At 61.5% G+C, this 14,185-nt stretch carries 11 protein-coding genes; 4 read left to right on the top strand and 7 right to left on the bottom strand.

What is annotated here, in order from left to right:
* The first annotated feature begins 94 nt into the window (after positions 1-94).
* From JKA62_RS12435 to JKA62_RS12425, 3 genes are read left to right on the top strand one after another with little or no spacing between them, the layout of a single operon-like run.
* Positions 95-1,198 carry an efflux RND transporter periplasmic adaptor subunit gene (locus JKA62_RS12435; RefSeq protein WP_011331936.1) on the top strand — a complete coding sequence of 368 codons (1,104 nt, stop codon included), beginning with the start codon at positions 95-97 and terminating at the stop codon, positions 1,196-1,198.
* A complete protein-coding gene (locus JKA62_RS12430; protein WP_011331937.1) occupies positions 1,195-2,259 on the top strand; it encodes an efflux RND transporter periplasmic adaptor subunit in 1,065 nt (354 codons plus the stop codon). The genes JKA62_RS12435 and JKA62_RS12430 overlap by 4 nt, the downstream gene beginning before the upstream one ends.
* Positions 2,256-5,309 carry an efflux RND transporter permease subunit gene (locus JKA62_RS12425; RefSeq protein ID WP_011331938.1) on the top strand — a complete coding sequence of 1,018 codons (3,054 nt, stop codon included), beginning with the start codon at positions 2,256-2,258 and terminating at the stop codon, positions 5,307-5,309. The genes JKA62_RS12430 and JKA62_RS12425 overlap by 4 nt, the downstream gene beginning before the upstream one ends.
* A gap of 26 nt (positions 5,310-5,335) precedes the next feature.
* On the opposite strand, the gene JKA62_RS12420 is transcribed toward JKA62_RS12425, so the two are convergent.
* The gene (locus tag JKA62_RS12420; protein WP_011331939.1) at positions 5,336-5,965 is read right to left on the bottom strand and encodes a class I SAM-dependent methyltransferase; all 630 of its coding nucleotides are present in this window, start codon (positions 5,963-5,965) and stop codon (positions 5,336-5,338) included.
* Between the two features lie 182 nt (positions 5,966-6,147).
* Between JKA62_RS12420 and JKA62_RS12415 the strand changes: the two genes are divergently transcribed.
* Complete coding sequence (locus tag JKA62_RS12415; RefSeq protein WP_011331940.1) at positions 6,148-7,566, top strand: hypothetical protein; 1,419 nt, start codon at positions 6,148-6,150, stop codon at positions 7,564-7,566.
* Positions 7,567-7,571: 5 nt separating this feature from the next.
* On the opposite strand, the gene JKA62_RS12410 is transcribed toward JKA62_RS12415, so the two are convergent.
* From JKA62_RS12410 to JKA62_RS12385, 6 genes are read right to left on the bottom strand one after another with little or no spacing between them, the layout of a single operon-like run.
* A complete protein-coding gene (locus tag JKA62_RS12410; protein WP_007952752.1) occupies positions 7,572-8,216 on the bottom strand; it encodes a methionine ABC transporter permease in 645 nt (214 codons plus the stop codon).
* Entirely contained in the window at positions 8,206-9,330 is a 1,125-nt protein-coding gene (locus JKA62_RS12405; RefSeq protein WP_201817966.1) for a methionine ABC transporter ATP-binding protein, read from the bottom strand. The genes JKA62_RS12410 and JKA62_RS12405 overlap by 11 nt, the downstream gene beginning before the upstream one ends.
* 2 nt (positions 9,331-9,332) lie before the next feature.
* Positions 9,333-10,142, bottom strand: coding sequence for a MetQ/NlpA family ABC transporter substrate-binding protein (locus JKA62_RS12400; protein WP_007952748.1), 810 nt, complete (start codon positions 10,140-10,142; stop codon positions 9,333-9,335).
* A gap of 13 nt (positions 10,143-10,155) precedes the next feature.
* Positions 10,156-11,520: an LLM class flavin-dependent oxidoreductase gene (locus JKA62_RS12395; RefSeq protein ID WP_201817960.1), complete on the bottom strand. Its 1,365-nt coding sequence runs from the start codon at positions 11,518-11,520 to the stop codon at positions 10,156-10,158.
* On the bottom strand, positions 11,520-12,713 hold the full coding sequence (locus JKA62_RS12390; protein ID WP_011331943.1) for an SfnB family sulfur acquisition oxidoreductase: 1,194 nt from the start codon (positions 12,711-12,713) through the stop codon (positions 11,520-11,522). Before JKA62_RS12390 ends, JKA62_RS12395 begins: the two co-directional genes overlap by 1 nt.
* A 38-nt stretch (positions 12,714-12,751) precedes the next feature.
* Complete coding sequence (locus JKA62_RS12385; protein WP_201817957.1) at positions 12,752-13,993, bottom strand: SfnB family sulfur acquisition oxidoreductase; 1,242 nt, start codon at positions 13,991-13,993, stop codon at positions 12,752-12,754.
* Positions 13,994-14,185 lie beyond the last annotated feature (192 nt).

Raw genomic sequence — 14,185 nt, 5'->3', positions numbered from 1 at the left:
AGAAATGCATATATCGCCCGGACGAAGGTTGAACCCTGTTCTAAGCTCACAGTCGTATCGTCACTTGCACGTTCGTACACAGGAAGGAGTCTGCATGGCGAGTCCCGGATTGAAAACAGCGGTCATGCTCAGTCTGTTCGCTTTATTGAGCGCCTGCGGCGAGAAAAAGGCCCCTGCGGAATACCTGCCCCGGGTCTTCGTGCAGGAGGTGAACCCCGCCAATTACGCCGCCGCCGTGACCCTCACCGGCGATGTTCAGGCACGGGTGCAGACCGAACTGTCGTTCCGGGTCGGCGGCAAGATCATCCAGCGCATGGTCGATGTCGGTGACCGTGTCTCGGCCAAACAAGTGCTGGCCAAGCTCGATCCGAAGGATTTGCAGACCAATGTCGATTCCGCTCAGGCTCAGGTAGTGGCCGAGCAGGCGCGGGTCAAACAGAGCGCCGCCGCGTTCGTCCGCCAGCAGAAACTGTTGCCCAAGGGCTACACCAGCCAGAGCGAATACGATTCCGCGCAGGCTGCATTGCGCAGCAGCCAGAGTGCCTTGAGTGCAGCGCAGGCGCAGTTGGCCAACGCCAAGGATCAATTGAGCTATACCGCGCTGATCGCCGATGCGCCCGGCGTCATCACCGAGCGTCAGGCCGAAGTCGGCCAGGTGGTTCAGGCCACGGCACCGATTTTCAGCCTGGCCCGGGACGGCGACCGCGACGCCGTGTTCAACGTCTACGAATCCCTGCTGGCCGAACGGCCGGCGGAGCGTTCGATTGTCGTCAGCCTGCTCGACAACCCCGCCATCAAGACCACCGGCACCGTGCGCGAAATCACCCCGGCGGTGTCCGCGCAGTCCGGCACGGTGCAGGTCAAAGTCAGCCTCGACAGCCTGCCGCAAGGGATGCAACTGGGCTCGGTGGTGAGCGCCACGGCCAAGGGTACCGGCAAATCGGCCGTTGAATTGCCGTGGTCGGCGCTGACCAAGAACGTCAGCGATCCGGCGGTGTGGATGGTCGACGACAAAGGTGAAGCGCAGTTGCACAACGTCACCGTCAGCCGCTACCTGATCGGCAAGGTCATCATCAGCGAGGGCCTCAAGGGCGGGGAAAAAGTCATCGTCGCGGGTGGGCAGTTGCTGCATCCGGGCATGAAGGTCGAAATTGCCGAAAACACCTACAAGGATCTGCAGCCGGGAGCACAGCCATGAAGCGTCTGGGGCTGTTATCCATTGGCGTGTTGCTGGCCGCCTGCTCGAAAAGCGAGCCACCGCCGGAGCCGGTACGGCCGGTGTTGTCGGTCAAGGTCGAAGCGTTGAGCGAGGAAAACCTCGGGCGTTTCGCCGGCAGCATTCAGGCGCGCTATGAAAGCAATACCGGTTTTCGTGTCGGCGGGCGCATTGCCAGCCGCAACGTCGACGTCGGTACCGAGGTGCAGAAGGGCACGCTGCTCGCTACGCTCGATCCGACCGATCAGCAGAACCAGTTGCGTTCGGCCCAGGGCGATCTGGCGAGGGTTCAGGCACAACTGATCAACGCCCAGGCCAACGCCCGCCGTCAGCAAGCGCTGTTCGACCGGGGCGTGGGTGCGCAGGCGCAACTGGACATTGCCATGACGGACCTGAAAACCACCCAGGCCTCGCTGGATCAGGCACGCGCGGCGGTCAATCAAAGCAAGGATCAACTCGATTACACCCAGCTGCGCTCCGATCACAAAGCCGTGGTCACCGCGTGGAACGCCGAGGCCGGGCAAGTGGTGACGGCGGGCCAGCAAGTGGTGACTTTGGCGCAACCGGACATCAAGGAAGCGGTGATCGATCTGCCGGACACCCTGGTCGATGAGATCCCGTCCGACGTGGTGTTTCTGGTGGCCGGCCAGCTCGACCCGAACATCAACACCACGGCCACCCTGCGCGAGATCGAACCGCAGGCACAAAGTGCCACGCGCACCCGCCGTGCACGGTTGACCCTGGCCAATACGCCCGACGGCTTTCGCCTCGGCACGGCGATCAGCGTCACCCTCAGCTCGGCGATCAAACCACGTATCGAATTGCCAGCTACGGCGTTGCAGGAGGCCGATGGCAAACAGCGGATCTGGGTCATCGACACCCAAAGCAAAACCGTCAACCCGCGCGACGTCAGCGTGATCAGCCGCACCGACAGCAGCGTTGTACTTGCGGGTGGCGTGAAGAACGGCGAGCGCGTGGTCAGCGCCGGCGTCAACAGTCTCAAACCCGGACAATCCGTGAAACTTGACGAGGACAGTCAATGAAAGGGTCTTTCAATCTCTCCGAATGGGCCCTCAAGCATCAGTCTTTCGTCTGGTATCTGATGTTCGTCGCGTTGCTCATGGGGGTGTTCTCCTACTTCAATCTGGGGCGCGAGGAAGACCCGTCGTTCACCATCAAGACCATGGTGATCCAGACCAAATGGCCGGGCGCGACCCAGGAGGAAACCCTCAAGCAGGTCACCGATCGCATCGAGAAAAAACTCGAAGAACTCGATTCCCTCGACTATGTGAAAAGCTACACGCGCCCCGGCGAATCGACGGTGTACGTGTACCTGCGCGACACCACCAGCGCCAAGGACATTCCGGAAATCTGGTACCAGGTGCGCAAGAAGATCGACGACATTCGCGGGCAGTTTCCTCAAGGGATTCAGGGGCCGGGATTCAACGACGAATTCGGTGACGTGTTCGGCTCGGTGTACGCCTTCACCGCCGACGGCCTGACCATGCGCCAGTTGCGCGATTATGTGGAACAGGCGCGGGCCGAGATCCGCAATGTGCCGGGGCTGGGCAAGATCGAAATGATCGGCCAGCAGGACGAAGTGATTTACCTGAACTTCTCGACCCGCAAACTGGCGGCGCTGGGCATCGATCAGCGTCAGGTGGTGCAGAGCCTGCAATCGCAGAACGCCGTGACCCCGGCCGGTGTCATCGAGGCGGGGCCCGAGCGGATTTCCGTGCGGACTTCGGGGCAGTTCGCTTCGGAGAAAGACCTGGCCGAGGTCAATCTCAAGCTCAACGACCGCTTCTATCGTCTGGCGGATATCGCCGACATCACTCGTGGTTACACTGATCCGGCGACGCCGGAATTCCGTTTCGACGGCAAACCGGCGATCGGGCTGGCGATTGCCATGCAGAAGGGCGGCAACGTTCAGGAATTCGGCAAGGCCCTGCACAAACGCATCGATGAACTGACCGCGGATCTGCCGGTTGGCGTGGGTGTGCACACGGTGTCCGATCAGGCGGTGGTGGTGGAGGAGGCCGTTGGCGGATTCACCAGTGCCTTGTTCGAGGCGGTGGTTATCGTGCTGGTGGTCAGCTTCATCAGCCTGGGCGTGCGCGCCGGGCTGGTGGTGGCGTGCTCGATCCCGCTGGTGCTGGCGATGGTGTTTGTGTTCATGGAATACAGCGGCATCACCATGCAGCGGATTTCCCTCGGCGCTCTGATCATTGCCCTCGGCCTGTTGGTGGACGATGCGATGATCACCGTGGAAATGATGGTCACGCGCCTGGAAATGGGCGAGAGCAAGGAGGAGGCTGCGACGTTCGCCTACACCTCGACCGCGTTCCCGATGCTCACCGGTACGCTGGTGACGGTCGCCGGTTTTGTCCCCATCGGCCTCAACGCCAGTTCTGCCGGCGAGTACACCTACACGCTGTTCGCGGTGATTGCCGTGGCGATGATCGTGTCCTGGATTGTGGCGGTGTTCTTCGCCCCGGTGATCGGCGTACATATTCTGAGTACCAACGTGAAATCCCATGAGGCCGAACCGGGGCGCGTTGGTCGGGCGTTCAATGGAGGTTTGCTGTGGTGCATGCGCAATCGCTGGTGGGCCATCGGCATCACCGTGCTGTTGTTTGTGCTGGCAGTGTTCTGCATGCGGTTTGTGCAGAATCAGTTTTTCCCGTCTTCGGATCGACCGGAAATTCTGGTCGACCTCAACCTGCCGCAAAACGCCTCGATCGACGAAACCCGCAAGGCCGTCGACAAACTCGAGGCCACGCTCAAGGGCGATGCGGACATCGTGCGCTGGAGCACCTACATCGGTCAGGGTGCGATCCGTTTCTACCTGCCACTCGACCAACAATTGCAGAACCCGTATTACGCGCAACTGGTGATCGTCAGCAAAGACTTCGAAGCCCGCGAGGCCCTGAGTCAGCGCCTGCGCGAACGTCTGCACAAGGACTTCGTCGGCATCGGCAGTTATGTGCAGGCGCTGGAAATGGGGCCGCCGGTGGGGCGCCCGATCCAGTACCGGATCAGCGGCAAGGACATCGACCAAGTGCGCAAGCATGCCATCGACCTGGCGACTGAACTGGACAAGAACCCGCACATCGGCGAGATCATTTACGACTGGAACGAGCCGGGCAAAGTCCTGCGCATCGACATCGCCCAGGACAAGGCGCGCCAGCTCGGGCTGTCGTCCGAAGACGTGGCGAACCTGATGAACAGCATCGTCAGCGGGGCGCCGCTGACCCAGGTCAACGACGACATCTACCTGATCAACGTGGTCGGTCGCGCGGTGAGTTCGGAACGCGGTACGCCGGAAACCCTGCAGAACCTGCAGATCGTCACGCCCAACGGCACGTCGATCCCCTTGCTGGCCTTCGCCACGGTTCGTTATGAGCTGGAGCAGCCGCTGGTATGGCGTCGTGACCGCTTGCCGACCATCACCATCAAGGCGTCGGTGCGTGACGAGATTCAGCCGACCGATCTGGTGAAAATCCTCAAGCCGTCCATTGATGCCTTCGCCGAAAAACTGCCTGTGGGCTACAAGGTCGCCACCGGCGGTACGGTCGAGGAAAGTGGCAAGGCGCAGGGACCGATTGCCAAGGTATTACCGCTGATGCTGTTCCTGATGGCGACGTTCCTGATGATCCAGCTGCACAGCGTGCAGAAGCTGTTCCTGGTGGCCAGTGTTGCGCCGCTGGGGTTGATCGGTGTGGTGCTGGCGCTGGTGCCGACCGGTACGCCGATGGGCTTCGTGGCGATCCTCGGGATTCTGGCGTTGATCGGCATCATCATCCGCAACTCGGTGATCCTCGTGACCCAGATCGACGAGTTCGAACGCAAGGGCTATGCGCCGTGGGATGCGGTGGTGGAAGCCACCGAGCACCGACGTCGCCCGATCCTGCTGACGGCCGCGGCGGCGAGCATGGGCATGATCCCGATCGCCCGGGAAGTGTTCTGGGGGCCGATGGCCTACGCAATGATCGGCGGGATCGTGATTGCGACCCTGCTGACGCTGCTGTTTCTGCCGGCGCTGTATGTCGCCTGGTACAAGATTCGCGAGCCGAAGAAAGAGGCGCAGTAAGGCGAGCGCCTTGTGTTCATCGCCAACTACACGGCTTTGCGCCAGACACTCGCCAGCCAGGGCTGCTGCTCACGCGGCAGCCCCGCCGGCCGGTAGTAATGTTCCAGTTCGACGAACCCGGCAGCGGTCAACAATCCGCGCCAGGCCTCCAGATCGTGATACGAGCCATAACGCGGCCCGTTCCAGCCCTCGCGGTTATCCCCGCGCGGATTGGAGCTGAACAACACGCCACCCGGTTTCAATGTCCCGTGCAGTTGCTTCAGAACCCGAGGCAGCTCCTGCAACGGCACATGAAACAGCACCGCGTTGGCGAAGATCCCGTCGAAGCGTTCTGGCGGCAGATCCAGCTTCAGAAAGTCCTGACACCACACCTCGCAACCGCTGTCCTCGCGAGCCATCTGCGCGAATTTTTCCGCACCGTCGAGGCCGACGGCGACGTGTCCCATCCGGGTAAATGTCTGTAAGTCCCGCCCCGGCCCGCAGCCGAAATCGAGGATGGAAAACGGCGCCGTACCCTGGATGTGCCGCAACAGGGCGTCGATGTTCTGGCTGACATCGTGATCGCGGGTGCCTTCACGAAAATCTTCGGCCACCGCGTTGTAGTGGCCGAGCGTGGTCGAAGTGATCTGCTCAAGATCGGTGGGGGTCTGTTTCATGGTCGGACTGCGGTGGCATTCGGGTTTGGTGAATATACGCCATACAGGTTCAGGCGGGTGCGCAGGCAATAACCCTGTACCGCACTGAGCAATCCCGAAACGGATGAAATAACGCCTGTGCGACAGATGATTGTCGCGATGCCGCCCCGTCTCGGGCGACCTCTTCAGAAACAGGATTTCCTATGGTCATCGGTCGCAAGCCCCACGTCACGCCATCACCTGCCCGTTTTGCACCGGATGCCACGCGGCCCCGTACAAGGCCAGGCGATACCCTTTCCATCGAGGCCCCGGCAATCAAGGTTGCGCGAACCTCTCCAGCGCTGGAAAAAGATCCGGCGATGCCGGTTCCTGCTGACGCCGCGGTCACGATTACCGGGATGCCCCTGGCGGAAAATACTTCTATCCGGTCCGTAGTGATGTCGCTTGAAAAGTATCGCCTCAGACTGCCGCGTGGCCTCCCGGCTGCCGATACCCAGGGCATCAGGCGTTTCAAGGGCCGCGAGTTTGTCGATATCGCTGCGGGTGAAATCGTGCAGGTCCGGCAGGACGTCGTAACGGGTGAATACCGTGCGACGCTCCCGTCGGAACAGTCCGCCTCAGGGCCGAGACTTGTTCTTGATCAGCGGACGATGATCTGGAAAGCCGAACAACTGTCGATTCTGGCTGACATCGGCAACGCCATGAGCGCCCGATCCGATTCCGAGCTTATCGGCCTCAAGCCTTCAATCGGCAGGGATGCAACAGCTGCGCAGGGCCGACTGTATGAAGGCCGGGATGACCGGTTCGAGCGTCAAACCTCTCTCGCCGTGACGATCGTTGCCCGTGGACTGAGTCAGTTTGAACCCCGGCACGCAGCCACCCTGCGAACCGAGTTGCACGCGACGCACCAGATATTTTCCGATGCTCGCAATGGGCTCGCGGCGAACTACGCCGAGGTCGCAGGTATTTTTCAGGGATTTTTCGGCACGCAGCATGCACTGATCAAGGCGAAGTTCGCCGATTGCCTGTCGCGAGGCGAGGCGCTGTCAAAGGAGTATCAGGGGCCATGGGGGATGGAAAAGTTCGTGGGTGTGGCGTTTGACCAGGATCGCCGGGCGTGGATGTTCCAGTTCGATTTTCATGGCCGTTTATTTATCAGTCTCAATCACCTGCAAACCGGGGATTTTGCGGCCGTTCTGGGTCATGAGATGCTGCACACGAACAGGGTCAACCGATTCAAGAGCGTTGGGCCAGGCGCGCTGGATTTCTTTTATCTGGACGCGCGCATGGGAAATGCCCTAAGTCGTCCTGTGCCGGTTTACGACATGGCCGAGCGCGGTGTTTCGGAAGTCATCATGCAGGGCGGCATGACGGTGGCATACCTGGATGGGTTCACGAGCGACCACAGCCGTTTCACCGCCGGAGTCAGAGAGGCTCTGGGACTGGCAGAGAAGTTGGATGTCCAGACGGCTGTCGACCTGTTCAATGCCCACCCGACCGTTCGGACATCGCTAGCCTCAAGCAATGCCGACAGCATTATCTACGCCGCCACGAGTCTGCAGGCTCTGCATCTGGCCAGAATCGCAGACAGCCAGCTGCTTGAAAGCCTGTTGAACCGTTGACTATCTCAGCGCTTGTTCAGCCCCCGTGCCAGACGATCTCCACCCAGCTGAATCAGCGCCACCAGCGCCACCAGCAACACGATCACGGTCAACATGATCTGGCTGTCGAAGCGCTGATAGCCGTAGCGATAGGCGATGTCGCCCAGACCGCCAGCGCCAATCGCTCCGGCCATCGCCGAGGAGTTGATCATCGTCACCAGGGTGATGGTGAACCCGCCGACAATCCCCGGCAGGGCCTCGGGCAACAGCACGTGCCAGACGATGTGCCAGCGTCGGCAGCCCATGGCCTGCGCGGCTTCGATCAGGCCGTAATCGACTTCACGCAGGCTCACCTCGGCAATGCGCGCAAAGAACGGCGTGGCCGCGATGGTCAGCGGTACGACGGCCGCCCACACGCCGTAGGTGGTGCCGACGATTAGCCGGGTGAACGGGATCAGCGCGACCATCAGGATCAGAAACGGGATCGAACGAAACAGGTTCACGAACGCACCCAACGCGCGATTGAGCACCGGCGCTTCGTAGATGCCGCCCTTGTCGCTGGTGACTAGAATCACCGCCATCGGAATCCCGGCGAGCAATGCGATCAGCGACGACACGCCGACCATCAGAAACGTGTCGATGAAACCCTGCAGCAAGCGATCAAACCACATAACCCAACACCTCCGTGCGTTGTGCCCATTGGCCGGCACGCTCACGCAATTGCTCGGCATTCAGCTGTGAACCAGCGACCGCCAGCAACAGTTGCCCGAGCGCGTGGCCCTGGATCCGTTCCACGCCGCCCTGGAGCAATTTCACCCGGCCACCAAGCGCGGCGAACAGCGCGGCCAGATCCGGCTCATCCTGCTGGCTGCCGGTGAACTGCAAACGCAGCACAACTGACGCATCGGACGACGACGGCTGCACCTGCAAACGGCTCTGCAATTCTTCGGGCAAAGCGTGCTGCAACGGTGCGAGCAAGGTCTGGCTGACTTCGTGCTGTGGATTGCCAAACACTTCCCACACCGGGCCTTGCTCGACGATGCGGCCATGTTCCAGTACGACGACGCGGTCGCAGATTTCCCGGATCACCGCCATCTCGTGGGTGATCAGCACGATGGTCAGGCCCAGGCGTTTGTTGATCTCGCGCAGCAGGCCGAGGATCGACTGGGTGGTTTCCGGATCCAGTGCCGAAGTGGCTTCGTCGCAGAGCAGAATGTCCGGGTCATGCACCAGCGCGCGGGCGATGCCGACACGCTGTTTCTGCCCGCCGGACAGCTGCGCCGGATACGCCGTGTGCTTGGCTTGCAGGCCCACCAGTTCCAGCAGTTCGCGAACCTTTTTCTCCCGCTGTTCCTTCGGAACGCCAGCGACTTTCAGCGGCAGTTCGACGTTTTGCCACACCGTTTTCGCCGACATCAGGTTGAAGTGCTGGAAGATCATGCCGATCCGCCGCCGCAGGGCGACGAGGCGATCCTCGTCGTATTCGCCGATGTCCACCTGGTCGATCAGCACCCGGCCCGAGGTCGGTTGTTCGAGGCGGTTGATGGTGCGGATCAGCGACGACTTGCCGGCGCCGCTGCGGCCGATGATGCCGAACACTTCACCGCGCTGGATCGCCAGGTCGATGCCTTGCAGGGCAGCGACCGTGCCTTGTTTGCCGTCGTAGGTTTTGCCGAGCCCGACGAAACGCACATGAGCGCGGTTCAGTTCCGGATGCAGTTCGGTGCGTTGCGCAAGCGCAGGTGGCTCTGAAAGGTCCAGTCGCCGTTGGATGGCTGCGGTCATCCTCAGCTTTCCCAACCGGCCTGGTACAGCTTGCCGTGGGCCTTATCCAGTGCGGCGCGAACGGCTGGCGAATGTTGGTAAATGTCGACGAACTTGATCAGGCGCGGGTCGGTCTTGCTCTTCGGCTGGATCACGAACTGGATCACGTATTCCTTGTGGTCGAGGCCGTCGAACAGCAGTGCGGAGCCGGCATCGAAAGTCTTCGCCAGACGAATGTAGGCCGGATAGCCCTGGACCAGATCGGCGTCATCGTAGGCGCGCACCAGTTGCACCGCTTCGACCTGCAGGATCTTGATTTTCTTCGGGTTGGCGACGATGTCGTCTTCGGTAGCCTTGTAGCCGACGCCTGGTTTGAGGGTGATCAGACCGGCTTTGGCCAGCAGTTGCAGACCGCGACCGCTGTTGATCGGGTCGTTGGCAATGGCGACGCTGGCGCCTTCCGGCAGCTCGTCGAAGCTTTTGTATTTCTTCGAATACAGGCCGACGTTGTTGATGATCCCCGGGGCGAACGGCACCAGGTCGAAACCGGAGGCGGCCTTGGCGTTTTCCAGGAACGGAATGTGCTGGAAGTAGTTCACGTCGATGTCACCGGCGGCGAGGCTGACGTTCGGCGCGATCCAGTCGGTGAATTCCACCAGCTCGACTTTCAGGCCTTGTTTGGAGGCCTCTTCGACTGCGGCTTCCAGCGGAATCGCGAAGGCGGCGGTAGTGCCGATTTTCAACGGGGCATCGGCGGCGAAAACAGCCGAGCTGAACAGGCCGAAGGCCAGGGCCAGTGCTTTGACTGGGTGGGACAGCAGTTTCTTGGTCATGGTGGTTTTCCAGTCAGTGCGAGGAGGTGTGTCGGAAGTGGGCGCCGGTGTGTTGCGGCGGCAAATGCGCTTCGCCGTGAAACAGTTTTTCCCGCAGGCTGCCGCTGTCGTACGCGGTCTTGTACGAGCCGCGCCGTTGCAGTTCCGGAATCACCAGATCGATGAAATCCACATAGCTTTCCGGGGTGACGATGCGGGTCAGGTTGAAGCCGTCGAGGCCGGTTTCGGCGATCCACGATTCCAGTTCATCCGCCACTTGCTGCGGCGAACCGACCACGGTGATGTAGCGCCCGCCGAGGGCGTGCTGGTCGAGCAATTTGCGCCGGGTCCAGTCGTTGTTCTGCAAGTTCTTGGTGGCGGACTGGATCGCGTTGCTCTTCACGTACTGGATCGGTTCGTCGATTTCGTACTGGGAAAAATCGATCCCGGTGGAGGCCGAAAAATGCGCCACGCCCGCTTCGGCGCTGGCGTAGCTCAGGTATTCAGCGTGCTTGGCCCAGGCCGCTTCCTCGGTCTCGCCGACGATCACGTTGAGGCCCATGAACACCTTGATGTCCTCGGGATTGCGCCCGGCTTCGACGGCGCTGGCCCGGACCTTGTCCACCTGCGCCTTGGTCGACGGCTTGTTCTGGCCGCTGATGAACACGCACTCGGCATGGCGCCCGGCGAACAGCAGACCGCGATCCGAACTGCCGGCCTGAAACAGCACTGGCGTGCGCTGCGGTGACGGTTCGCACAGGTGATAACCCTCGACCTGATAGAACTCGCCCTTGTGTTCGACCTTGTGCACCTTGTCCGGCTGCGCGTAGATCCGCTGCTGTGGATCGTTGAGCACCGCACCGTTTTCCCAGCTGCCTTCCCAGAGTTTGTAGAGCACTTCGAGGTACTCGTCGGCCTGGTCGTAACGCCGGTCGTGCTCGACCTGTTCACTGAGGCCCATGGCCTTGGCGGCGCTGTCCAGATAGCCGGTGACAATGTTCCAGCCCACCCGTCCACGGCTCAGGTGATCGAGGGTCGACATGCGTCGGGCGAACAAATATGGCGGCTCGTAGGTGAGGTTGGCGGTCAGGCCGAAACCGAGGTTTTTGGTCACCGCGGATATCGCCGATACCAGCAGCAGCGGGTCGTTGACCGGCAGCTGGATCGACTCCTTCAGGGTGACGTCCACCGAGTTCTGATAGACGTCGTACACGCCGACGATGTCGGCGATGAACAGCCCGTCGAACAGCCCGCGCTCCAGCAACTGTGCCAGTTCGGTCCAGTACTCGAGGGTCTTGTATCGGGTCGAGGTGTCGCGGGGATGGGTCCACAACCCGTGGTTGATGTGGCCGATGCAGTTCATGTTGAACGCATTGAGCAGGATCTTTTTCTTGCTCATCAGATGGTCCCTCGCAGCGGCGGGTTTTCATCGTTGAGGTAGTAATTGCCCACCGCGTGATACTTCCAGCGCACCGGGTCGTGCAGGGTGTGTACCCGGGCGTTGCGCCAGTGGCGGTCGAGGCCGTGCTCGATCAGGGTGGCCTGGCTGCCGGCCAGTTCGAACAGGGTGCTACCGGCGGCCAGGGAGATTTCGGTGCTGATTGCCCGTGCTTCGGCGACGGCAATCGAGGCTGCCGCAACGGTCTCGGCGTTAGTCTCGGCCTGGGCCGCGTCGAGGAATTCGCCGGCACGTTCGAGTAGGGCTTCGGTGGCGTGCAGGCGAATGCTCAAGTGGCCGAAGCTCTTGAGGGTCAGCGGGTCTTCGGTGGCTTTGTCGTTGCCCGAATCGATCCATGGACGGGTCTTGCTGCGCACGAAGTGCAACGCGTCTTCGTAAGCGGCGCGGGCGATGCCGGTGTCGATGGCGGCGTGAAGGATCTGCGCCAACGGGCCGACCGGGGTCGGGCGCTCGAAAGCGCTCTGGAACGGAATGACGTCTTCGGCGGCGACGTACACGTTTTCGAACACCACCGAACCGCTGCCAGTGGTGCGCTGGCCGAAGCCGCTCCAGTCGTCGATCACGGTCAGACCTTTGCTGTCGCGCGGGACGAACGCCAGTTGCTGCACGCCGTTTTCATCGACCACGGACGTTGGAATCCGTTGGGCGTAAATGGCGCCGGTCGCATAGAACTTGCGACCGTTGATGCGATAACCGCTGCCGTCGCGTTCGAGGCGGGTGACACGGTCGTGGGCGGTCCTGGTGCCCAGTTCTGCCAGGGCATTGCCAAAACGCTGGCCGGCGAGGACTTCGGCGTACAGACGTTGTTTCTGCTCGTGGCTGCCGTTCACCCGGAGCACTTCCAGGGCATAAAAATGGTTCTGTGGAATCTGCCCGAGCGAGCCATCGGCCCTGGCGATCAAAGCGATGACTTTGGCCAGGGTCACGTTGGATACGCCGGCGCCACCGTACTCCTTGGGCACGCTGATGCCCCACAGGCCGGAACGGGAAAACACGTCGAGCTCCGGCAGCGGCAGCCGGCGTTCGCGGTCGCGCAGGTTGCTGTCGCGCTGGAAATCTTCGGCCAGGTCGCTGGCGACGATCAGGGCTTGCTCGTCGCTGGTGATGACCGCGACGGGATGGGAAAAAGTCATGTATTTCTCCAGAGATCTGGTCAAAAGTGTTCGGGTCGTCAGATCCAGGAATGGCGAGCCGGCAACTTGCCGTTGAGGCGATAAGCGCCGACCGCGTGGTACTTCCAGCGCACCGGGTCGTGCAGGGTGTGCACCCGGGCGTTGCGCCAGTGACGGTCGAGGTTGAATTCGGCGAGGGTCGCGCGGCTGCCGGCCAGTTCGAAGAGTTTTTCGCTGGCCAGCAGCGAGATCTCGGTGGTCAGCACCTTGGCTTCGGCCACGGCAATCGAGGCGCGGGCGGCGGACTCGGCAGTCAGCGGTGCGGCGTGCACCTGATCCAGTACCTGCCCGGCCTTGCGCAGCAGCGCTTCGGCGGCGTGCAGTTCGATTTTCAGTTTGCCGATGTCGGCGATGACGTAGAGGTCATCGCTGGCCCGTTCGACGTTAGCGTCGATCCACGGCCGGGCGCGAGTCTTGACGAACTCAATGGCGTCATCGATGGCGCCACGGGCGATGCCGGCGTCGATCGCCGCTTGAATCAGCTGCGACACCGCGCCCTGGGTGTTGGGCTTTTCGTTGATCTTCCAGTTGTCCACCACGAGACCGGCGTCGACCCGCACGTTGTTCAACAGGATCGTGCCACTGGCGGTGGTGCGCTGGCCGAAACCGGACCAGTCATCGACGATGCGCAGGCCCGGCGTGCCCCGACGGACGAAGGCCAAAACCTGTTTACCGTCATCGTTCAGCGCCTTGACCGCGACCCAGTGGGCGAACAGGGCGCCGGTGGAGTAGAACTTCTGGCCATTGATCACGTAGTCATCGCCGTCGGCGGTGATGCGCGCTTTCAATTCCAGGGTGTTCTTGGTGCCACGCTCCGGCCCGGCATTACCGATGCGCCAGCCTTCGAGCACACTCTGTAGCAAATGTTTTTTCTGCTGTTCGGTGGCGCTGCCGAGGATCAGGTTGATGATGCCGAACTGGTTCTGCGGGATCTGCCCCAATGCCGGGTCGGCTGCCGAAATGATCGCGAACACCTCGGCCAGGGTCACGAAGGAAACCTGCGGACCGCCGTATTCGCGCGGAATCGCGATGCTGCCGAGGCCGCTGCGGGTGAACTGTTCGATTTCCGACCACGGCAGCTTGCGCTGGCGATCACGTCTGGCGGCCTGCACGCGGGCGACTTGCGCCAGCTCATGGGCGGCCTTCATGGCTTGAGCGTCGTTGCGCAGCACTTGTGCAGGCAACAACAACGGGGCGATGTCCAGGTCACTCTGGACGTTTGCGTCTGCCAGACTGGACATCAGTGCCGCTCCCTGGCTGCACGCAATGCCCTGGCGATCTGCACTGGGGTGATTGTGTTCCGGACCATGTTACCTACCTCACATCTCATGAAAAACGCCGCAACAGTGCGGCGAACGAAAGAATGTCCGGTGGTCCGGTTCATATACCCTAAGCGCGTATAAAATTTAAATAAACTAACTTTTAGGAATATG

The sequence above is a fragment of the Pseudomonas sp. B7 genome, from assembly GCF_016735645.1.
Taxonomy (GTDB): domain Bacteria; phylum Pseudomonadota; class Gammaproteobacteria; order Pseudomonadales; family Pseudomonadaceae; genus Aquipseudomonas; species Aquipseudomonas glycinae.
The sequence above is the reverse complement of the archived record's forward strand: the minus strand, read 5'-3'. Positions and strand labels throughout refer to the sequence as shown.